The sequence below is a fragment of the Streptomyces sp. NPDC044063 genome (genome assembly GCF_056434285.1).
Genome location: NZ_JBWKFM010000008.1, coordinates 150,806 through 172,840, shown reverse-complemented (window position 1 = coordinate 172,840; position 22,035 = coordinate 150,806). Strand labels below are relative to the sequence as shown.

Annotated in this window: 15 protein-coding genes; 8 read left to right on the top strand and 7 right to left on the bottom strand. The window is 67.8% G+C overall.

Features of this window, described 5'->3' with window-relative positions; all coding sequences use genetic code 11:
- The 3 genes from AC07BS_RS13165 to AC07BS_RS13155 all read right to left on the bottom strand — a co-directional run.
- Positions 1-773: SGNH/GDSL hydrolase family protein (locus AC07BS_RS13165; protein ID WP_478932118.1), on the bottom strand; the 773-nt coding region annotated here is incomplete at its 3' end.
- Between the two features lie 501 nt (positions 774-1,274).
- Entirely contained in the window at positions 1,275-2,861 is a 1,587-nt protein-coding gene (locus AC07BS_RS13160; RefSeq protein ID WP_478932032.1) for a S1 family peptidase, read from the bottom strand.
- Between the two features lie 155 nt (positions 2,862-3,016).
- On the bottom strand, positions 3,017-3,532 hold the full coding sequence (locus AC07BS_RS13155) for a hypothetical protein (protein WP_478932030.1): 516 nt from the start codon (positions 3,530-3,532) through the stop codon (positions 3,017-3,019).
- Between the two features lie 323 nt (positions 3,533-3,855).
- On the opposite strand from AC07BS_RS13155, the gene AC07BS_RS13150 reads away from it, so the two are divergent.
- The 7 genes from AC07BS_RS13150 to AC07BS_RS13120 all read left to right on the top strand — a co-directional run bounded on the left by AC07BS_RS13150 (position 3,856) and on the right by AC07BS_RS13120 (position 17,395).
- Positions 3,856-7,779: a polymorphic toxin-type HINT domain-containing protein gene (locus AC07BS_RS13150; protein ID WP_478932028.1), complete on the top strand. Its 3,924-nt coding sequence runs from the start codon at positions 3,856-3,858 to the stop codon at positions 7,777-7,779.
- 858 nt (positions 7,780-8,637) lie between these two features.
- Positions 8,638-9,840, top strand: coding sequence for an ROK family transcriptional regulator (locus tag AC07BS_RS13145; protein WP_478641097.1), 1,203 nt, complete (start codon positions 8,638-8,640; stop codon positions 9,838-9,840).
- A 242-nt stretch (positions 9,841-10,082) separates the two neighbouring features.
- Complete coding sequence (locus AC07BS_RS13140) at positions 10,083-11,189, top strand: substrate-binding domain-containing protein (protein ID WP_478640645.1); 1,107 nt, start codon at positions 10,083-10,085, stop codon at positions 11,187-11,189.
- Between the two features lie 164 nt (positions 11,190-11,353).
- Positions 11,354-12,148, top strand: a complete 795-nt coding sequence (locus tag AC07BS_RS13135; RefSeq protein ID WP_478640642.1) for an ATP-binding cassette domain-containing protein — start codon at positions 11,354-11,356, stop codon at positions 12,146-12,148.
- On the top strand, positions 12,145-13,491 hold the full coding sequence (locus AC07BS_RS13130; protein ID WP_478932025.1) for a sugar ABC transporter permease: 1,347 nt from the start codon (positions 12,145-12,147) through the stop codon (positions 13,489-13,491). Before AC07BS_RS13135 ends, AC07BS_RS13130 begins: the two co-directional genes overlap by 4 nt.
- A gap of 233 nt (positions 13,492-13,724) precedes the next feature.
- Positions 13,725-15,662, top strand: coding sequence for a 1-deoxy-D-xylulose-5-phosphate synthase (gene dxs / locus AC07BS_RS13125; RefSeq protein WP_478640638.1), 1,938 nt, complete (start codon positions 13,725-13,727; stop codon positions 15,660-15,662).
- Between the two features lie 206 nt (positions 15,663-15,868).
- Positions 15,869-17,395 (top strand): amino acid permease, encoded by a 1,527-nt coding sequence (locus tag AC07BS_RS13120; protein WP_478640637.1) that lies wholly within the window; start codon positions 15,869-15,871, stop codon positions 17,393-17,395.
- Positions 17,396-17,417: 22 nt separating this feature from the next.
- Here the strand turns inward: AC07BS_RS13120 and AC07BS_RS13115 are convergent, their stop codons facing one another.
- Entirely contained in the window at positions 17,418-17,867 is a 450-nt protein-coding gene (locus AC07BS_RS13115; RefSeq protein WP_478932022.1) for a PIN domain-containing protein, read from the bottom strand.
- A gap of 100 nt (positions 17,868-17,967) precedes the next feature.
- Between AC07BS_RS13115 and AC07BS_RS13110 the strand changes: the two genes are divergently transcribed.
- Positions 17,968-19,074 (top strand): PLL family lectin, encoded by a 1,107-nt coding sequence (locus AC07BS_RS13110; protein ID WP_478640633.1) that lies wholly within the window; start codon positions 17,968-17,970, stop codon positions 19,072-19,074.
- A gap of 101 nt (positions 19,075-19,175) precedes the next feature.
- On the opposite strand, the gene AC07BS_RS13105 is transcribed toward AC07BS_RS13110, so the two are convergent.
- The 3 genes from AC07BS_RS13105 to pgsB are packed head-to-tail and all read right to left on the bottom strand — an operon-like array spanning position 19,176 to position 22,032.
- The gene (locus tag AC07BS_RS13105; protein ID WP_478932020.1) at positions 19,176-20,249 is read right to left on the bottom strand and encodes a C40 family peptidase; all 1,074 of its coding nucleotides are present in this window, start codon (positions 20,247-20,249) and stop codon (positions 19,176-19,178) included.
- Between the two features lie 29 nt (positions 20,250-20,278).
- Positions 20,279-20,761, bottom strand: coding sequence for a poly-gamma-glutamate biosynthesis protein PgsC/CapC (locus AC07BS_RS13100; RefSeq protein ID WP_190061494.1), 483 nt, complete (start codon positions 20,759-20,761; stop codon positions 20,279-20,281).
- Positions 20,758-22,032, bottom strand: a complete 1,275-nt coding sequence (gene pgsB / locus AC07BS_RS13095) for a poly-gamma-glutamate synthase PgsB (protein ID WP_478932018.1) — start codon at positions 22,030-22,032, stop codon at positions 20,758-20,760. Before pgsB ends, AC07BS_RS13100 begins: the two co-directional genes overlap by 4 nt.
- Between the last annotated feature and the right edge of the window lie 3 nt (positions 22,033-22,035).

The following is a 22,035-nucleotide window of genomic DNA, read 5'->3' as shown; positions in this document are numbered from 1 at the left end:
AAGGTGCCGTAGTTGGTCCAGCCGCCGTGGCCGCTGCCGCCGTTGTTGATCCAGGCGTTGACTACTCCGTTGTCCTGGACGGTGAGGTAGTCGGCCTTGCCGTCACCGTTGATATCGACCCGGTAATCGCCGGGAGGCGCCTTGCGAATCGGGGGAGCGGGCTTGATGTCCACGCTCTGACGGATCCAGCCATCAGCGGCAGCGCGGCCGAGTCCGTCAGAGAAGGCGTTTGCCATCTTGACGTAACCGCTGTCATTGGGATGAAGGTCGTCGGCGAGGTCTCGTGTGGTGACTTCCTTCATATCGACGAACCCGATGTGCAGGCCTTGGCTTCGTCGTTCCGCCACCAGCTGTGGAATCACGGCGTTGAACCGCTCGATGCGCTTCTGAGTTGCGGTATCCGAGGAAGGAACCAGGGAGGAGACCAGCACAGTCATCTCGGGAGCGGCCGACCTGATCTTGTCGATGAGCTCGCCAAGACGACGGGGAGCGGTGTCCACCTGGTAGTCGTCGTGCATGTCATTGGTGCCGATGTGCACCAATACCACATTGGGCTTCGCATCGGGCAGCCATCTGTCGATGTTGGCGGTCAAGCCGCCGATCTTCCAGCCCCAATGCCCTTCGTGGTCAGGGTCGGGCAGGGTGCCGTTCCGCTTGGATCCCACGAAGTCCAGCTTTTCCGTGTGCGGGCCCAGCTGCTTCCACAAATCTGCTCGGTAACCTGAGCCGTTTGAGCTGCCGGCCCCGTGAGTGATCGAGTCACCCAGGGGCATGACGGCGAGCCGTGGCGCCTTCCAGTTCTTCGCGACGGCCGCGGATGCGGTCGGAGACACTGACGGGGCCGGCTTCCGTCCGTCACCATGCGGACTCGGGGACGGTGCGGGACGGGTTCCGGTCCGGGCATGCGCGGGCTGGGCGCCGACTGTGAACGCACCGCCGGCCAACAGCCCCGCGGTCAGTGCCGCCGCGGACAGCTTGTGTGCGATGGGTCGCAGCGATGGACGGAAGACGTGCGACTTCCAGCGCGGCGCGTGATCCGTGCCGGAACATAACGCACTGCTGCCATAGTGGGAACGTGTCTTCAAAACAATGAACTCTCTGTCACATGTATCGGGCATGCCCGGGCGCCACGCATCGGCTGCGGAGCCTGGCGCGATCCGATCACGGCAAGCTCCGCAGCTTGTTGATACGTAAGTTGGCGTTCTATGGCCCGGTCGGTGCGGCAGGTGATCGACTGCCGGGGCGAGGCAAGGCATGACCTTGCCAGCCCGCGGCTACTTGAGGAGATCGACCTCGCCGTGAGTGCCGCTCGAGTCGACGGCTGGGTACAGCCCGAGATTTCCGTCGTTCCAGCGGACGAGAATGTCGCTGGGACGAGTGTTGGCCGAGAAGGCTCCCCCTGTGACCGACAGAGTGTTCTTCCACGGAGAGTTCTTGGGACGGAACTGGATCTCGTCGTGGAACGGCTTGCTGCTGGCGGTGACACCCGGGAAGATGCTGGCTGAACCGTCGATCCAACGGACCAGGAGGTCCGAAGTCGCGTTACCGGTGAATTCTCCGGTGCTGATCTGCTCGATGTACGTTCCGGCCTGCAGGGCCTTCTGCAGCTGGATCTCACGCTTGAGCCCGTTGGCCCCGAGATCGGCGAAGAGCGAGATGGACCCGTTGTTCCAGACGACCATCAGGTCGTCCCGCTGGGCGTTGTCGGTGAACTTGCCCACCGTCATCAGCTTGGCGTACTTCACCCACGTGTCGTTGGCGGGCCTGAGCTGTTCTTCCTTGCTGAACCCGTTCTGGTCGACATGGGAGAACCAGGTCACCTCGCCCGACCGCCACCGGACGACCAGACCGTCGGATCCGCTTCCGGTGAAGTTCCCGCCTGCGACGGACACGGCGGTCAGCCAACCGCTGCGGGCGATTTTGTGCTCGGCGGAGAAGGGGTACTTGGGGTCGCTGCTATCGGCACCCTGGAAGAGGCTGGCCGAGCCGTCCTTCCAAGCGACGAACAGGTCCATGTGCCGGCCGGCGCCGGGCGAGCCGCCGGTGAAGTAGCCCGGGACCAGGTGCTGCGCCTCGGTCCACTTTCTGCCGGGCAGGATGTCACGGGATGAGGTGGTCTGGATCCAGGTGGCGATGTCGTCGACACGGGTGCTGACGGCGCCCGTACGGGTCTCCTTCTCGTCGGATCCCAGGCATCCGCCCTGCCATGAACGGCTGTTGACGCCGACGAGTTCGAACCGGCCACCGATGTCGCGGAAGGCAGGGCCACCAGTGTCGCCCTGGCAGAGGGCGGCGCCCTCGGACTTGGCCGTAAGGCCGATCGTGGTGTCCTTGATGCTTCCGAGAGAGAACTTGGCGTAGTGCAGGCGGTCCGGCACCCACTCGTTCTTGGTCCGGCCATAGCCCGAAACCCAGAGGTCCTGACCGTCGATGGGCTTGGTCGGGCTGATACTCACGGGCGCGACCCCAGCGATCGGCTGGGCCAGTTTCGCCATGACCAGATCGCGGTCCTCACGGGGGACGAGCTCGACGACATCGGCCACGCTGCCCGTCTCGAGGGACAGGTCGGAGCGGCCGACGATGGCGGTCGTCTTGAGCTTGGGCGCGCCGGCGGGGACCTTGAAGCTCTGAGCAGGGTTCTCGGCGAAGCAACTGGCCGCGGTGACGAGCCACTGGGGTGCCACGAGGGCAGCGGAACAGCCGCGTTCGCCGCCGATGTCGAGCTTGGCGGTGAAGGTGAAGGAGTCGTTGACGGGCTGACCCACGACGGCGTGTGCGGGAGCGGCTGTGAATGCCGTTGCTGCGACGGCAGATAAGAGGAACGCTGTGATCCACGCTGTGCGCGGACGTTTGATGGACATGCTGTACTTCCTGCTTGGGGTAGGCGGCTCAGTTCATGGAGCAGGCCAGAAAATGAAGGTGCTTCGGCGGCTGGATCCCGACACTGTTCGATGTCGCCAGGCCCGCAGGTGGCACGCTTCAGGCCGAAACACGCACGGTATGGCGCGTAGCTCTGTCAGCCGGTGACGCGGAGTTCTAGCAAGACAGCAGGCTTGCGGTCACTGCCCGCTTCGCCGAACGCCTTGTAGTCGTTCTTGGGAGCGTTGATGACAGTGCTCTGACCATCCGCAGTGATTTTGGCCTGGACAGGGTGGTCGGCGGTCCAGATGCCGTAGGCGCCGGGGAGCTCGAGCACGAGATGTCCCTGTTTCCCCTTGACAGCGAAGCAGAAATACTCCTCGCTCAACCGAGAGCTGACCTTGATGTCGGGGGTATTGGCGCAGCTGGTGAACGTGATATGGCCATCACCTTTGTGCAGCGTGATGCCTCTCTCCTTGAGGATCTTCGCACTGTCGGGGTACTGGAACTGCTCGATGGCTAACGGCATTTCGTCGCCGTTGGATGTCGATTCGGCCATGGCGCGTGGGGTGGTGCTCGGCGTGGCTGCTTGAGCTGCAGAAAATCCGGCATACGGTGCAATCAACGCAAAAGATGTGGTCATGAGCGCTTTTTGGGCGCGAGAAATCTGCATGCCTGCCTTCCGGTTTGAGTTGAGGCTGAAGTGGCGCTCTGTGATGCGGCAAGTAAAGCATATGTATGATGCCGGGAAGTCTGTCATTGCCTGGGGGTTGTGGGTCGAGTTGCACTGTCAAAGTGCATGAATGCGCCAGTGGCGCGTATCGATCCATGTATGTCGAGGCCGTGCTTGTTCGAGATTGAACTGCTTGAATCCGGAGTTTGATATTCCGGAACCCGGATTGGCTGAAAGGGGCCGTTGCCATGAGATGGCGATTATGTTCCGGCGCTGGGGCATCGAGACCTATGGGGCTGCTGCAGTCGGGTAGGAGATGGCGATTGTGGCTGCGCGACGCCTGTTCTGCATCACTTCCTGTTGTGCTTCTTGCCGGCCTGCTCGATGGTAGTGCGGCCATTGCGGATGGCGCGGCGGACGCCCAATGGCAGCGACGGTGGGACCGCTCGGCGGTGGTTGATTTATGGGAGTCCGGAGGTGCTGGGGTAAGAAGGGCGGCCGAGGAAGCCCTTCGAGGCACCGATGAGGACATCAGGAAGTTCCTTGAGGCTAGACCGGGCATTCAGCGCATCGACGACTCTATTGATGCAAGCCGCATCTTCAATGTTGGCGGTCCAGCCGTCCGCGAGGCCGCGAAAAAGGCCATCCAGGATACCCCTGAAAATCTACGGACGTTCCTGAGAGATGGCTGGAAGGTCTCTCTTGCGGAAGACCAGCGTGTCGAGGCGTCCCGGGTCATCTATTATGGGGGGTACGGGGTCCAGGAAGCTGGTAAAAAGGCACTTCAGGGGACTCCGGCTGACGTCGCTATATTCCTCGAAAAAGGCCAGTACGACGCACGCGTAACGGACGACAAGGTTCTAGTCTCCCAGATCGTGGGTGACGGTGGGCCTAACGTGCAGGCCGCCGGAAAGCTTGCGTTGCAAGGTACTCCTGAGGACAGGACCGAATTCCTCGAGGTGGGTCAGTTCACGGCGCGGAATCGCGATCAGGAACACGCCACCATTGCAGAACTGACCCAGCAGGCAGAGCAAGCAGGCCTGCGCGCGCAGCAGGCGACCGAAGCATCGCAAAAGGCGTCACTCCGCGCAGTGACCTCATCTGGACTGGCCAAGGAAGCCGCTCAGAGAGCGGCGAGAGAGACCAAGGCGGCCAGAGACGATTCTAAGCTGGCCGCCGTCAAGGCCCAGCAGGCAGCGGATGCGGCCCGTGCCGCTGCGAGTGCGGCCCAGCAGGCCATCGGTGCCGCCAACGCCGCCAACCGCTCCGCCCGCATCGCCGCTCTTGCCGCTGCGCAGACCGCCAATGCGGCCAACGCGGCAGCCGAGGCAGCCGGGCGAGCCTTCAACGCCTCGATTGCGGCATCGCGTGACGCAGGCAAGTCCGAGGAGGCCAAGAACTACGCCAAGCAGGCACGTACTGCAGCTGGACTTGCGAAGAAGTCGGCTGATGCAGCTGAACAAGCCGGCAAGGCATCTTGGGCTGCCGGGGAGGCAGCGAAGGCGTCGTTGAGCGCCGTGTCCGATGCGAATGACGCTGCGGACGCTGCCGATGAAGCGAGCGGGTATGCGGACGCGGCCGGCGTTCACTCCAGTGAGGCGAAGGCGGCTGCGGCGGAGACCCGGCGGCACGCCCGAGAGGCCAATCGAGCTGCCACGGTGGCAGAGTCATTGGCGCGCAAGTCCGCCGGTGCTGCCTATGAGGCACGTGATGCGGCCAACTCCGCCGCATTTCATGCGAACAAGGCTGCGCAGGCTGCCGAGGATGCGGCCAAGCACGCGGGTGAGGCCAAGGACGCGGCTACTGAGTCTGCTAAGCAGGCCGCTGCGGCGAAGGAGGCCGCCGACACTGCAAGCTCTGCAGTGGAAACGGCCAAAAAAGTCTTCGCCATCGCACGAGAGGCCGAGGGAGAGGAGCTCGCCACTCGCACCGCTGCCGCTATCGAGCGCGCGAAGTCGGACCAGGTGCAGGCGGCGCAGTTCACCTCTGCTGCTGCCTCACAGGTGGCGGAAGCCAATGCACTGGATGACGTGGCCAGGAACCTGGCCGGCGAAGCGGCTAAGCCTGGGGCGGACTTCAAGGGAATCGCGGCCAAGGGGAGAGATCTGGCCCTTCGTGCACTGAAGGTCCGTGGGCCATTCAGCCAGGAGGCTGCAAGTTGGGCACTCGCAGGTACTGACGATGATGTCCTGGAGTACATCCGCAGTGGTTGGGATAAGGCACAACGGGATGAAACCCGTCAGTGGGTCGTCGACCTGTCCATCCAGAGCCCTTACGAATCAGTGCGTACCGCAGCTCAAGAAGCGCTCAAGGGCAGTGATCAGCAGATCAGGGACTTCTACATCACAGGCCAATACACGGCTGGGAAGACAGATTACCGAGTCCGTGTTTCACAGATCATCAGTTCTGGTGGTCCGGGTGTGGAAGAGGCCGGCAAGGCTGCGCTGGGCAGTAAAGACCCCAAAGACTTGGTCGCTTTCATCGCCAATGGCCAGCATCAGGCACGTAACAGTGATGAACGGGTGCTCGCTTCCAGGCTCGTCAACGATGGTGGGCCCGAGGTGCAGGCCGCAGCCAAGGTAGCTCTCGCAGGTCCTGCCGATCAACTTCACACGTTCATTCAGGCGGGCCAGTACATGGCCGACCGCAAGGACCAACTTGCCGCCACCCACATCGCTCAGCTCCAAGTCCTGATTCATCAGGGTTCCAAGATCGCGTCAAAAGCGCAGGAGAACCGCTGGATCGCCGCGAGGGCAGCAGCCGTAGCCAAGCGTGCCGACGACGAGGCGAAGAAGGCTGCCGAGGAAGCTCGGAAGTCCGCGGATGATGCCAAGGGGTACGCGCAGGCCGCTGACCAGTCCGCCCGCCAGGCCGAGAGCTCTGCCGCCAAGGCGGCGCAGTCGGCCACGACGGCACGCAATGCCGCCGACGCTGCTGACAGTGACGCCTCTGCGGCCATGGAGTCGGCGGCTCAAGCGGAATTTTCCGCGGATTATGCGCGGAGCTCTGCCAGTGAGGCAGCCGGATACGCAGACAACGCCTTCAGTTCCGCTGTGGCAGCTGGAAAGAACTCGAAAGAGGCCAAATCCCTTGCCGCCCAGGCTTGGGGCGATGTCATGAAGAAGCGCCAAGCTGAGCAGGTGGAGGCTCAGCGGTTGGCTGAACAGCAACGCAAAGAGAGGAGCAAGGAACTCAGAGAGAAAGCGAAAAGAAAATGCCGAGCGAATACTCAGAATGAGGTTGGTGGCCTTGCTGCGTGCGTGGCCGCGCCAGGTGAATGGACGATCGACACTACGCCTCCCGACCCGACTCTGACTCGAATCGCTTGGACTATCACGGGTCTCAATGACGTCAGGGACTGTACTGAGAACCCTTCCCTGGGTAAATGCGTGATGGCGGCTCTAGTGGTCCTGCCTGTCGGCAAGCTGAGGACTGCAGAAAAAGTTGTTGTCGAAGGAGTGGAAGGAGTAGCCCAGGAATCTCGGATTGCGAAGACATCGAAGTGTATGGAATGTTTTCTTGCTGGCACCAAGGTGCTCATGTCGGGAAACGTGGTTAAGGACATCGAGTCCATCAAGGTCGGTGAGCGAGTAATCGCGACCGATCCTCTCACGGGTATGACCGCACCTCGTGCGGTGACTGACGTAATCACCACCGAGCATGACAAATATTTCAATGAGCTGACCGTATCCACTTCGCATGGCGCCGAAAAAATCACGGCGACCTACGAGCATCCCTTCTGGTCGCCATCGGAACAGTCATGGGTGAGCGCCGCCCGGGTCCGTCCCGGCATGACTCTGCGTACTGTGGATGGGCGTGCGGTGGAAGTAGAGGCAAATCGATCCTTCGCGAAGACAGCCAAAACCTACAACCTGACAGTCGACGACCTGCACACGTATTATGTCCTGGCGGGTGCTACGCCGGTCCTGGTGCATAACTCAAGTTGCTGGAGTGCGGGAAGAAAGTCGCCGGTTGAAAATGCCTATGGCCATTGGCGTAAGCACAGGGCTGAGTTCCCAGAGATCAATAACGCAAAGGAGTATGTTGAGGCAGCCACTAAATTTCTCCGCAGCGCCAACCCGAATGTGCTGACGCGAACGAGGAAGAATGGCGATGTGATTCGGTTCGATCCTACAACGAACGAGTTCGGCGTCCTGGATTCATCTGGGGTTCCGCGTACGTACTTCAAGCCAGATCCAGCAAATCATGGATACCCGACTAATCTGGACTATTTCAATGCTCAATGATGACGCCTGGTACTGTCGAGTCTGCGGCCTGCGGCAGGGCAGCCCCCCGTGGGGAGTGGACGGCAACACTCCGAGCTATGAAATCTGTGATTGCTGTGGAGTCGAATTCGGATATGAAGATGCGACGCCTGCTGGTATTGCTCGGGCGAGGAGGAAATGGAGGGAAGGTGGGTGTCAGTGGATGAACGGCTCGCATCGCCCCGAGGGCTGGGATCCTGAGGTGCAGCTACAAGACGCCTGGAATGTGGAAGATGTATAGGCTGAGATCTTTCAGCTAGGCGTCGAGCGAGCGGCTCGGTAGGGCCGCTCGGAATTCGAGGAGCTTGGGCCTCGTCGATGTGAGCGTCGGTGGGGCCCAACCAGCGACATTTCGTTCTCAGTGAATGCACAGGGGCCTGAAGCCGTAGAGTCGGATGAACGTCCGCTCTGTTACCGGACGGTAGTGTCCAGTCCGCCGCTGTGGGATATAGCTCGGCGGGCGATGATGGGCAAGATCTTTCGGCCCGGATCTGTCGATGGTAGCTGCGGTCGGCGAAGACGAACTCCGGTTTGCTGCGGGGCTTGCCACGCTGGCCTCGATCGAGCGTGGCAGTCCTGTCTCACCCCCTGAGTCGAGCTCTTGAGGAAGGCGCTCGCAGGTGAGGATTTCTTGGTGATCGAGGACAGCGGCTGGTCGGAGCTGACCCATGGACGCTCGCCCTACGATGAGGCTTCGATGTGGTTCAAGGCCTTGACGGGCTGTCCTCCACGCGGCTGAGCTTAGAGTTCAGATGTTGTATGGATGGCCGGGCTCCAGTGTTGTGGTCCGGCCCGTGGGGCGGCGGTCGTGCCGGCCCGGCGAGGCGGGAGTGGATGGGCGTGGAGACTCCGGGGTCGCAGTCGTCGCTGCACCGGGCCAACCTGGAGCGGGTCGTGCGCGCGGTGCGCATGGCGGGGTCGCTCACCCAGGCGGAGATCGCCCGGGCCACCGGCCTGTCGGCGGCGACGGTCTCCAATATCGTCCGGGAGCTGAAGGAGGGCGGGACCGTCGAGGTGACGCCCACCTCCTCCGGGGGCCGGCGGGCCCGAGCCGTCTCGCTCTCCGGTGACGCCGGGATCGTCGTGGGTGTCGACTTCGGCCACACCCACCTGCGGGTGGCCGTCGGGAACCTCGCCCACCGGGTGCTGGCCGAGGAGGCCGAACCGCTGGATGTGGACGCCTCCGCCGCCCAGGGGCTGGCCCGGGCGGAACACCTGGTCAAGAGCCTGATCGCGGCGGCGGGCATCAGCCCCGACAAGATCGTCGGGGTGGGTCTGGGCGTGCCCGGGCCCATCGACGTGGAGTCCGGTGTGCTGGGCTCGACCGCGATCCTGCCGGGCTGGGCCGGCACCAATCCCCGGGACGAGCTCGCGGGCCGGCTCGGGGTGCCCGTCCACGTCGACAACGACGCCAACCTCGGCGCCCTCGGCGAACTGGTCTGGGGTGCCGGGCGCGGGGCCGCCGACCTCGCCTACATCAAGGTCGCCAGTGGTGTCGGTGCCGGGCTCGTCATCAACGGGCAGATCTACCGGGGTCCGGGCGGCACGGCCGGGGAGATCGGCCACATCACCCTCGACGAGTCCGGCCCGGTCTGCCGCTGTGGCAACCGCGGCTGCCTGGAGACCTTCACCGCCGCCCGCTATGTCCTGCCTTTGCTGCATTCGGCCCACGGTGCCGACCTGACGATGGCGAAGATGGTGCAGCTCGCGCACGAGGGCGATCCGGGCTGCCGGCGCGTGATCGCCGACGTCGGCCGGCACATCGGCAGCGGCGTCGCGAATCTGTGCAATCTCCTCAATCCGCGCCGCGTCGTCCTCGGCGGCGACCTCGCCGAGGCCGGCGACCTGGTGCTGGCGACCGTCCGGGAGTCCGTCTCGCGCTACGCGATCCCCAGCGCCGCGCGGCAGTTGGAGATCGTCCCGGGCGCGCTGGGCGGCCGTTCCGAGGTGCTGGGCGCGCTGGCGCTCGTCCTGAGCGAGATGGGCGACGCGACGCTGCTGGACGGCACCGGGGTGGCTCTGGCGCCCGCCCCGGGCCGCTGACGGTCGCTGACGGCCGCTGACGGCCGCTGACGGCCGCTGACGGACACCGGCGGACGTCCACGGGCAACGACCCGGCCGCACGGGACGAGTGACGCTCCGGCGTGCCTTGAGTTCACACAGATAACGAATGGCATCGTTGCCATCTCGTTAAGGATTTACTTCTTGACGCTCACTTGGCGGCCGAGTTGACTTCCAGCCACCTCGGCCGCAACGACGCGGCCTCGTCAGGGAGGTATCTGCAAGTGAATTCTCATCTGCGTCGCACGGCAGTGGCCGTGGCCACCGTTTCCCTGGCCGCCGGCCTGGCCGCCTGTGGCAGTGCCAAGGAAGCCGGTGGCGGGGAGAAGAAGAAGGACAAGGACGGCCCGCTCACCATCGGCCTCCTGCTCCCGGAGAACCAGACCGCGCGGTACGAGCGTTTCGACAAGCCGCTGATCGAGAAGAAGATCAAGGAATTGGCGGGGGCGGACACCGTCGTCCTCTACGAGAACGCCAAGCAGGACGCCTCGGTCCAGCAGCAGCAGGTCGACACGATGATCACCAAAAAGGTCGACGCGCTGATCGTCGACGCGGTGGACGCGAAGTCGATAGCCTCCTCGGTGAAGAAGGCGGCCGACAAGGGCATTCCCGTCGTGGCGTACGACCGGCTGGCCGAAGGCCCGATCAAGGCCTACACCTCCGTCGACAACGAGCGGGTCGGCAAGATCCAGGGCGAGTCGCTGCTCAAGGAGCTCGGCGACAACGCCTCCAAGGGCGAGATCGTGATGATGAACGGCGCGATCACCGACCCCAACGCCAAGATGTACAAGGACGGCGCCCACTCCGTGCTCGACGGCAAGGTCAAGGTCGGCAAGGAGTACGACACCAAGGAGTGGAAGCCGGAGAACGCCAACGAGAACATGAAGGGCGCCATCTCCTCGCTCGGCAAGGAGAACATCGTCGGCGTCTACTCCGCCAACGACGGCATGGCCGGCGGCATCATCACCGCCATGAAGAGCGCCGGCTTCGACAAGCTCCCGCCGGTCACCGGCCAGGACGCCGAACTCTCCGCCGTCCAGCGCATCCTCGCCGACGAGCAGTTCATGAGCGTCTACAAGCCCTACAAGCCCGAGGCGGACGCCGCGGCCGAGCTGGCCGTCGCCCTCGCCAAGGGCAAGGGTGTCGAGGGCGTCGCCAAGAGCACCGTCGACAGCGGCACCCAGAAGAAGGTCCCGTCCATCATCGTCACCCCCTTCGCGCTGACCAAGGCCGACATCGGGAAGTACGTGGGCAAGGAGGGCTTCTTCGGCCTCGACGAGATCTGCACCGACAAGTACAAGGAGCAGTGCGAGAAGGCCGGGCTGAAGTAGTCCGCCCCGGAGCGGCCGGTCCGCTCCCGGCCGCGGCGGCCGCCCCCGCCGCCGCGGCCCCCTTGTCAGCCCCCAACGAGCACCCCGTCCGGCCCGCCCCCCCGGCACCGGACGGACCCCGGCCGGACCGGCGGAGCGGTCCGCCGGCCGGGCGGGTGAAGGAGATGATGCACGTGTCCGCTACGCCCGTGCTGGCGTTGCGCGGGATCTCCAAGCGGTTCGGCGCCGTCCAGGCACTCACGGACGTCGAGCTGGAGATCCACGCCGGAGAGGTGGTCGCCCTGGTCGGCGACAACGGCGCCGGCAAGTCCACCCTCGTCAAGACCATCGCGGGCGTCGGCCCCGCCGACGACGGCGTGATCGAGTGGGAGGGCCGTCCCGTCACCGTGGACCGGCCGCACACCGCCCAGGAGCTGGGCATCGCGACCGTCTACCAGGACCTCGCCCTGTGCGACAACCTCGACGTGGTCGGCAACCTCTTCCTCGGACGCGAGATCGTCCGCGCGGGGGTGCTCGACGAGGTCGAGATGGAGCGCCGCTCGCGTGAGCTGCTCTCCACCCTGTCCATCCGTATCCCCAGCGTCCGGATCCCCATCGCCTCGCTCTCCGGCGGGCAGCGGCAGACCGTCGCCATCGCCCGCTCGCTGCTCGGCGAGCCCCGGATCGTCATCCTCGACGAGCCCACCGCCGCCCTCGGCGTCGAGCAGACCGCCCAGGTCCTGGACCTGGTGGAGCGGCTGCGCGAGCGGGGCCTCGGCGTGATCCTCATCAGCCACAACATGGCCGACGTCAAGGCCGTCGCCGACCGGGTCGCCGTGCTGCGGCTGGGTCGCAACAACGGCACCTTCGACGTCCGCACGACCTCCCAGGAAGAGATCATCTCCGCGATCACCGGCGCCACGGACAACGCCGTCACCCGCCGCAAGGCCCGCACGACCGCCGGGGAGGCGACCCCGTGACAACCGACCTGTCCAAGGACGAACCCAGGAACGAGCCCGGGAAGGAGCCCGAGCCCGGGAACGAGCCCGAGGGCGCCCCCCAGGACGCCCCGCCGGAGGCCCCGCCCGCCGCGGCGGCCGCCGTCACGGCCGTCGACCCGCGCCTGCTGGTGCGCCAGGAGGGCTTCGCCGGCTACTGGGCCGAATTCCGCCGCAAGCTGCGCAGCGGCGAGCTGGGCTCGCTGCCCGTCGTGGTCGGGCTGATCGTGATCGGCCTGGTCTTCCAGCTGCGCGACTCCGCCTTCCTCGGCGCCGAGAACCTCTCCAACCTCTTCGTCACCGCGTCCGGCACCGGCCTGATCGCCGTCGGCATCGTCTTCGTGCTGATCCTCGGCGAGATCGACCTGTCCGTCGGCTCGGTCAGCGGCCTGGCCGCGGCGACCTTCGCCGTGCTCAACGTGAACCACGGCGTGCCCGAGTGGCTCGCGCTCGTCGCGGCGATCCTCTCCGGCGCCCTCGTCGGCGCGCTGCACGGCTTCTTCTTCGCCCGGATCGGCGTCCCCGCCTTCGTGGTCACCCTGGCCGGTCTGCTCGGCTGGAACGGCCTGATGCTCCAGGTCCTCGGGTCCAACGGCACGATCAACCTCGACGACTCCGGTCTGGTCGCGGGGCTCACCAACCACTACTTCAGCGACGTCGCCGCCGCCTACGGCCTGGCCACCCTGAGCGTCCTGGCGTTCCTGCTGGTCTCGCTGCGCGACAGCAAGCGGCGCGAGGCGGTCGGCGTCCCCAGCCGCCCGCTCAGCGAGATCCTGCTGCGGACCGGCGCCCTGGCGGTGCCCGCCTACGTGGTGGCCTGGCTCTTCAACGAGTACAAGGGCCTCCCGCTGGCCGTGGTGATCTTCCTCGGGGTGGTGGTCGCCCTGGACCTGGTGCTGCGCCGCACGTCCTACGGGCGCAAGGTCTTCGCCCTGGGCGGCAGCGTCGAGGCGGCCCGCCGGGCCGGCATCAACGTCGCGGCGGTCCGGATCTCCGTCTTCGCGCTCTCCGGCACCATGGCGGCGCTCGGCGGCATGTTCCTGGCCTCCCAGATCAACGCGGCCAACCAGTCCTCCGGGGCCGGCAGCCTGCTGATGAACGCCATCGCCGCGGCCGTCATCGGCGGCACCAGTCTCTTCGGCGGGCGCGGCAAGACCTGGTCCGCGCTGCTGGGCGTGCTGGTGATCCAGTCCATCGCCTCCGGCATGGCCCTGCTGGGCATCGCCTCGGCCGTCCAGTACATGATCACCGGCGCGGTGCTGCTGGCCGCCGTCGTGATCGACTCGGTCTCCCGCAGGACGCAGAAGACCGCCGGACGGGCGTAGGGCTCGTACGTACGAACGGGTGGGCCCCGGGCCGGTGCGGTCCGGGGCCCACCCGCGCCCCTTTCCGGCGGTTTGGGGTCCTACGGGGCCCCCGCGGGGCCGGTCGGGTGGTGCGGCGGGCATCACCCGTTCATCGCCACCGCGGGCGGAACATTAGACTCGACGGATCTGGAAGCTTCTCCGAGCTTCTGCACGCTTCTATCAGCCGACAGCTCGATCAAGAGGAGGCACGGGTGGCCCTGCTGACCCGCATCAGGGGACCGCGCGACCTGGACCGGCTCGGCCCGGAGCAGCTCGACCGGCTCGCCGCGGAGATCCGCACCTTCCTGGTCGACGCCGTCTCCAAGACCGGCGGCCACCTGGGCCCCAACCTGGGCGTCGTCGAGCTGACCATCGCCATGCACCGCGTCTTCGACTCCCCGAAGGACAAGATCCTCTTCGACACGGGGCACCAGGCGTACGTCCACAAGCTGCTCACCGGCCGCCAGGACTTCTCGAAGCTCCGCGCCAAGGGCGGCCTGTCCGGCTACCCCTCGCGCGCCGAGTCCGAGCACGACGTGATCGAGAACAGCCACGCCTCCACCGTCCTGGGCTGGGCCGACGGCCTGGCCAAGGCCAACCAGGTGCTGGGCAAGGACGACCACGTCGTCGCCGTCATCGGTGACGGCGCGCTCACCGGCGGCATGGCCTGGGAGGCGCTCAACAACATCGCCGTGGCCAAGGACCGCCCGCTGGTGATCGTCGTCAACGACAACGAGCGCTCCTACGAGCCCACCATCGGCGGCCTCGCCAACCACCTGGCGACCCTGCGCACCACCGACGGCTACGAGCGCTTCCTGGCCCGCGGCAAGGACCTCCTGGAGCGCACCCCCGTCCTCGGCAAGCCCCTCTACGAGACGCTGCACGGCGCCAAGAAGGGCCTCAAGGACTTCATCGCCCCGCAGGGCATGTTCGAGGACCTGGGCCTGAAGTACGTCGGCCCGATCGACGGCCACGACATCGAGGCCCTGGAGTCCGCGCTCCAGCGCGCCAAGCGCTTCGGCGGCCCCGTCCTGGTGCACTGCCTCACCCAGAAGGGCCGCGGCTACAAGCACGCCGAGCAGAACGAGGCCGACCGCTTCCACGGCATCGGCGCCATCCACCCCGACACCGGCCTGCCCGTCGCCTCCGGCGGCGCCAGCTGGACCTCCGTCTTCGCCGACGAGATGGTCGAGCTCGGCCGCGAGCGCGAGGACATCGTCGCCATCACGGCCGCGATGATGCAGCCCGTGGGCCTCGGCAAGTTCGCCAAGGCCTTCCCCGACCGCGTCTACGACGTCGGCATCGCCGAGCAGCACGCCGCCACCTCCGCGGCCGGCCTGGCCACCGGCGGCCTCCACCCGGTCTTCGCCGTCTACGCCACCTTCCTCAACCGCGCCTTCGACCAGGTGCTCATGGACGTGGCCCTCCACCAGTGCGGCGTCACCTTCGTCCTCGACCGGGCCGGCGTCACCGGCGACGACGGCGCCTCCCACAACGGCATGTGGGACATGTCGATCCTCCAGGTCGTGCCCGGCCTGCGGATCGCCGCCCCGCGCGACGCCGACCAGGTCCGCGCCCAGCTGCGCGAGGCCGTCGAGGTCAAGGACGCGCCCACCGTCGTGCGCTACTCCAAGGGCACGGTCGGCCCGGCCGTCGAGGCCGTGGGCCGCGTCGGCGGCATGGACGTCCTGCGCGAGCCCGCCGAGGGCACCGAGCGTCCGGACGTCCTCATCGTCTCCGTCGGCGCCCTCGCCCCCATGTGCCTGGAGGTCGCCGACCTGCTGGACAAGCAGGGCATCTCCGCCACCGTCGTCGACCCGCGCTGGGTCAAGCCCGTCGACGAGGCCCTGCCCGGCCTGGCCGAGCGGCACCGCGTCGTCGTCACCGTCGAGGACAACGGCCGTGTCGGCGGCGTCGGTTCGGCCGTCGCCCAGGCGCTGCGCGACGCGGGCGTCGACCTCCCGCTGCGCGACTTCGGCATCCCGCCGCGCTTCCTCGACCACGCCTCCCGCAAGGAGGTCATGGCCGAGATCGGGCTGACGGCTCCCGACATCGCCCGTCAGGTCACCGGCCTCGTCGCGAAGCTCGACGGGCGTCTGGAGGACGTCCCCGAGGGCCCGGCCGAGACCGCCGACGCCGTGCGGGACTGACCCCCGCTCACACCGCCGCACCGGAAGGGCCGGCCGCGACCACGTACGAGTGGTCCGGTCGGCCCTTCCGCATGGATGCGCCGGACCTCCATCGGGTGAATCCTGGACGGGGTGGCTGTGGCCGCCCGTTCAGGGCACCGATCATCGCGGACACTCGCTCAGTTCAGGGAGGACGAGTGTGACGCCGACCAGGTGGAGGTGAGCCGATGAGCACAGCGCAATCCGACCGGAACGGCCGCGGCAGGGGCGGCATGTTCCGGACCAAGAGCGTGGAACAGTCCATCCAGGACACCGAGGAGCCCGAGCACGCGCTCAGAAAGGACCTCTCGGCACTCGATCTCACCGTCTTCGGTGTCGGCGTCGTCATCGGCACCGGCATCTTCGTCCTCACCGGAAAGGTCGCCAAGGAGAACGCCGGACCCTCCGTCGCGCTCGCCTTCGTCGTGGCCGGTGTGGCGTGCGGCCTCGCCGCGCTGTGCTATGCCGAGTTCGCCTCCACCGTGCCGGTCGCCGGGTCCGCGTACACGTTCTCGTACGCCTCGCTCGGCGAGCTGCCCGCCTGGATCATCGGCTGGGACCTCGTCCTGGAGCTGGCGCTGGGCTGCGCCGTGGTCGCCGTCGGCTGGTCCGGCTACATCCAGTCGCTGATGGACAACGCGGGCTGGCATCTGCCGTCGGCCCTGTCCGGGGTGCACGACGGCGGCTTCGGCTTCGACATCCTCGCCGCCGCCCTGGTGCTGCTCCTGACGGGCATCCTGGTCGCCGGCATGAAGCTGTCCTCGCGGGTGACGGCCGTCGTGGTCGGGGTGAAGGTCACCGTCGTCCTCCTCGTCATCATCGTCGGCGCCTTCTTCATCAACGGCTCCAACTACGAACCGTTCGTCCCGCCCGCCAAGTCGACCGAGGGCGGCAGCGGGCTCTCGGCGCCGCTGATCCAGGTGATGTTCGGCTTCACCCCGTCCAACTTCGGCGTCATGGGCATCTTCGCCGCGGCCGCCGTGGTCTTCTTCGCCTTCATCGGCTTCGACATCGTCGCCACCGCCGCCGAGGAGACCCGCAACCCGCAGCGCGACCTGCCGCGCGGCATCCTCGGCTCGCTCATCATCTGCACGGTGCTCTACGTGGCCGTGTCCATCGTCGTCACCGGCATGGAGAAGTACGACCGGCTCTCCACCAAGGCGCCGCTCGCCGACGCCTTCAAGGACCTCGGTCACCCCTTCTGGGCCGGCCTGATCAGCTTCGGCGCGGCCGTCGGCCTCACCTCCGTCTGCATGATCCTGCTGCTGGGCCAGAGCCGGGTCTTCTTCGCCATGAGCCGCGACGGCCTGCTGCCCCGCTTCTTCTCGACCGTCCACCCCCGCTACGGCACGCCGTACCGCTCGACGATCCTGCTGGGCGTCGTCGTCGCCGTGGTCGCGGGCTTCACCTCCATCGACGTGCTGGCCGAACTGGTCAACATCGGCACGCTCTTCGCCTTCGTCGTCGTCGCGCTCGGCGTCGTCATCCTCCGCCGCACCCGCCCCGACCTGCCGCGCGCCTTCCGCACCCCGTTCGTCCCCGTCGTCCCGGCGCTCTCCATCCTGGGATCGCTGTGGCTGATGCTGAACCTCCCCGCCGAGACCTGGGTGCGGTTCGCCGTGTGGATGGTCATCGGCGTCGTCGTCTACTTCATCTACGGACGCCGCAAGAGCCGGGTCAGCGAGGCCGAGCGCGTCCAGCGGCCCACCATCTGACCCGTTCGCCCCACCCGCCGTCCTACCCGTCCGTACCGCCGTCCGCGTCCCGTCCGGGGCGCGGACGGCCCGTCGGACCCGCCGGTCGCACCGTGCGCGGCCCCGCCACCTCGGCACCCAGCGCCCGCACCCGCTCCCGCAGCTCCCGGTCCGCGGTGACCACCAGGCAGCGCCGGCCCGGCTCCCGGGCGGCCACCAGTTCCACCACGGCGTCGTCGCCACTGCCCCCGGCCGCCTCCACCCGCACCCCCGGCACCGACCGCACCTCCCGCGCCGCGCCCTCCACCACCAGCACGACCTCCAGCGGCCCCGGCAGCGGCGGATCGAGGGCCGGGGACGGCAGCCCCGCCTCCGCGTACGGCACCAGGGCGTCGCGCAGCCGCTCGGCCGCGGCCCGCCGGTCGCGCCACCAGCCGTCGGGCACGGATCCCACGACATTGGCGGCGTCCACGACAAGAACTGCGGGTCTCATGGCGCCAGCCTCGCACGACCGACGGCCCGGGAGCCGCGAGCGGGCGCAATGTTATTGTCGAGGGTCGACAAAAAGCTCCAAGAGAGGCTGGCAGCGAGTCATGGCAGTGCGGACGTCCACCCCCACCACCGGCTGGTTGCTGCGGGGCAAGGACGGACGGCTGACGGCCTACGCGCCCGCCTCCGGAGGCCTCGTCCGGTGGACCGAGACCCGCCCCGGCGGCCCCGAGTGGACCGGCCCCGAGCGCTTCCAGGTGCCGGGCCTGGAGCCGTACCTGTCCATAGCGCAGAGCCCCGAGGGCTACGTCAGCCTCGCCGGGCTGCGCCGCCGCGCCCACGACGACGGCCGCGCCGAGACCGACGTCGTCTACACGACCCAGTTCCAGCCCGGCCGCGCCCTCACCACCTGGCGCTCGATCGGCACCCCCTACGGTCAGGACTGGCAGCGCGCCGACCAGATCGGCGCCCCCACGGCCGTCGTCGACCGGGTCGGCCTCCACATCTTCGTCCGCAACGCCGGCGGCGGCGTCTGCGGGCGGCGCCAGGACGCGCGCGGCGTCTGGGGGCCCTGGACGGATATGAAGGGCAGTCACGTCCTCGACACGATGTCCGCCGCCGTCACCCCCGAGGGACGCGTCGAACTCCTCGCACCCGCCGGCGAATTCGTCCTGCGCTGGCGCCAGGAGGAGCCCGGCGGCCCGCTGCGGCGCGTCCTGAACACCCCGGCCAAGCCGCTGACCGGCTCCGCCTCCTCGGCCCCCGCCGCCGACGGCGGCATCGTCCACTTCTGGCGCGACTCCGCCGACCGCGTCCTCCACGTCCAGCGCCCCGCCGCGCCCACGGGCCCCGGCGACCAGGAGGGCGCCGAGGCCCCCGCCCCGGTGGCCGTGCCCTCCCTGGGCGGCGAGGCGAGCGGCCCCGTGGCGGTGCTCCGCACCACGCTGGACGGGCAGGAATGCACGGTCCTCGCCCAGCGCGCCGCCTCCGGGCTGCCGGCCGTCACCGCGTACGCCGGCCGGGAGGACGAGGCCGTCGAGGCGGGCTGGTCGGAGACGGGCGAGGAGTGCGTGGGCGCTCCGGCGCTGGCCCTCGATGCGAAGGACCGCCTGGTGGTGGCGGTCATCGGGGTGGACGGGACGCTGCGGGTCGCGCGGCAGCGGGTGGATGAGCCGGGGCTGGCGCTGGGCCCCTGGACTCGGGTGGGGTAGCGCGGGGCTCCGCCCCGGACCCCGGTTCTCAGTCTCCCCCGGCTACCGCTGGGAGGTGCCCCCGGACGGGCTGATATTTCCGCCCGTCCGGCGTTCAACGATCACAGCCGCTTCGCGCTGCGCAGGCCCGTCGCGTAGAAGCCGTTGCCGTCCAGGCGCGCCGTGCCGCCCTTGTCGCCGAAGGTGGGGCCGTTGGCCTCCTCGCGGCTGGAGATGAAGCGGGGCTTGCCGTCCGTGTCGAGGCCCATGTAGATGCCCACGTGGTCGAGCCGGTCGCCGGTGCGCTTGTCGATCTCGAAGAAGACCAGGTCGCCCGGCTGGAGCTTGTCGATGGCCTCCGGGCGCTTGCCGGTCAGCTCCAGCACCGGTACGCCGGGGGAGAGGCGGGCCATGCCGTTGGCCGTCCGGGGCAGGCCGTCGCCCTTGATGTCCTTGCCCAGCAGCGGGTAGCGGGCGCGGTAGCCGTAGACGGTGCGGACGAAGCCCGAGCAGTCCATGGCCCGGAAGCGCTGTGCCTCGGGCTTCTCCACGGTCCCGTCGCGGAAGGTGTACGGGATGCCGAGGTAGTCGTAGAAGTCCGACTGCTCCAGGCGCATGTCGCCGGCCTCGGAGCCCTTGGGGTTCAGCGGGCCGAACTGGGCGTCGCCCGCGTAGGGGACGCCCCGGGCGTCCTTCTTCTGCGGGGCGCCCTCCAGGTAGTCCATGGCGAAGGCGAAGACGTCCGCCTCCTTGCTGTTCAGGTTCTTGCCGAACCACTCCTTGAACCACGCCGACTTCTCCGCGCCCTCCTTCCAGGCCTCCGGCAGCAGGCGCACCCAGCTGTCGGTGGTCACCTTGGCCGAGGTGTAGTTGGGCTCGGTGAAGGTCCGGCTGGGGCCGGTGAGCACGGCGGTGCGGGCGCTGTCCGTGAAGGTGGCCAGGACCGCGCCGTCGCCGGAGCGGACGACCGTACGGGCCGGGTTGGCCAGCCGCTCGAAGCGCCGCTCGCCGGAGGGGAGCGCCTTGCCCGCGGCCGTGTTCGCCGAGCCGCCGACGGCCTGGACGGGCGGCGCCTTCTCCTCCTGCTGCTCGCGGAGCTCCACCGTCAGGTAGGCGCTGGTGCCCAGCAGGCCGAGCACGACGAGCGTCTGTATCGCACGCTGCTTACCGGGGCCCTTTGGCTTCTTCCGGGACATCGATCTGCGCTCCGTGGGTCTGGGACGGGTCAGGCGGTGGGCATGAAGCCGAGCAGGATGCCGGCGGTCAGGACGACGTAGTTGGCGAGCGACACGGTGCCGGTGGCCAGCAGCGTCGCCCCGCGGGGCTGGCGCACCAGCTGGTAGGCGATCAGGCCGGGGACGATGAAGCCGAGCGTCTGGTTCGCGTACATCAGCGGGAACTGCTGCTGGAGGATGACGTAGAGGGTGGCCTGGAGCACCACGCCGGTCAGCACGACCGCGGCGAACAGCCGCTTGCCGTAGAGGATGACGTAGCGCTGGAGCAGCAGGGTGCCCAGGTAGGTCAGCACGGTGATGCCGACGACCATGGCGGCGCGCTGGAGGTCCTCGACCAGGGTGAGGGCCAGCCAGCCGGGGGTGATCATGCCGCCGGGGGAGAGGTTGGTGGTCAGGTAACAGACCAGGGAGAACAGCAGGCCCAGGGCGATCCCGATGGCGGCGATCTCCGGGGTGAGGACGGCGGGGATCAACGGAAATCTCCTGTGGACTCTATATACGTCGGGACATACACCGCGGACTCCTCCGGCTGCTGCGGCGGCGTCTGCTGCGGCTGCGCGGATTCGTCCGCCGGGAGCTCGGCGAGCCGCTCCAGCAGCAGTTCGCCCTGGCCGTGGATGTTGCCGATGGCCACCAGGGAGGCGCCCGGGCCCAGCCGGCCCAGGATCTCCCGCTCCAGCTCGGCCGCGTCGCGCCGGTCGCCGCCGAGGTCGACGACCCGGTCGCGCCACTCGGCGGGGATGGCGTCGTGGGCGCTCTTGGTGGGGTGGCCGATGAGGAAGACCGAGTCGGGGGCCAGCCGGGGGATGATCTCGCCCATCTGGCCGTTGCGCTCGACGCGGTCGGGGCGGCAGTTGATGAGGACGTGCAGCGGCCGCTCGACGGCGCCCAGGCTGAGCAGCTGTTCGACGTTCATCAGGGTCGACTCGGGGTCGTTGGCCGCGAAGATGTTGGCGAAGCGGAACGGCATGCCGTCGGGGGTGAGGTAGCGCTCCACGGAGAGCACGCCGGGGTCCGGCGGGGCGTCGTACATGCCCTGGAGCGCGGTGGCGCGGTCGACGCCGAGGAGCTCGGCGACGGCCAGGGCGATGGCGACGTTCTCCTTGAACGTGAACCAGCTGAAGCCGCGCAGCTCGGCGTCGGTGACCGTCTCCGGGTCGACCGCGATGAGCCGGCAGTCGCGCTTGGCGGCCTCCTGGCGCAGGATGTGCAGCCGGTCGCGCTCGGCGGTGACGCAGATGCCGCCGTGCGGCATGGAGCGGCTCAGCGAGCGGGCGACGTCGTCCAGGGTGGGGCCCATCTCGGCGAGGTGGTCCTCGCGGACGTTGCACAGCACGCCGATGGTGGAGCGGATCAGCTTGGTCTGGTTGACCTCCTGCAGGGCCGGCATGACGGCCATGCACTCGATCACCAGGGCGTGCGGGCGGTAGGCGGCGGCGCGGCGCACGATGCCGATCTGCTCGACGACGTTGGCGATGCCGAACTTGCGGTAGACCGGCTCCTCGGTGGCGTCCGGGTGGATGAAGCGGGCCGCGGTGCCGGTGGTCTTGGCGACCGTGACCAGCCCGCCGCCGCGCAGGGCGCCGGCGCACAGCCGGGTGATGGAGCTCTTGCCGCGGATGCCGTTGATGAGCACCCGGGTGGGGATCAGGTCGAGGTTGGTGAAGTGGCGGCGCTGCTCGATCACGCCCGCGACCAGCACGATGGCGCAGCAGATCACCAGGACGGTGTAGAGGAAGAGCACGGT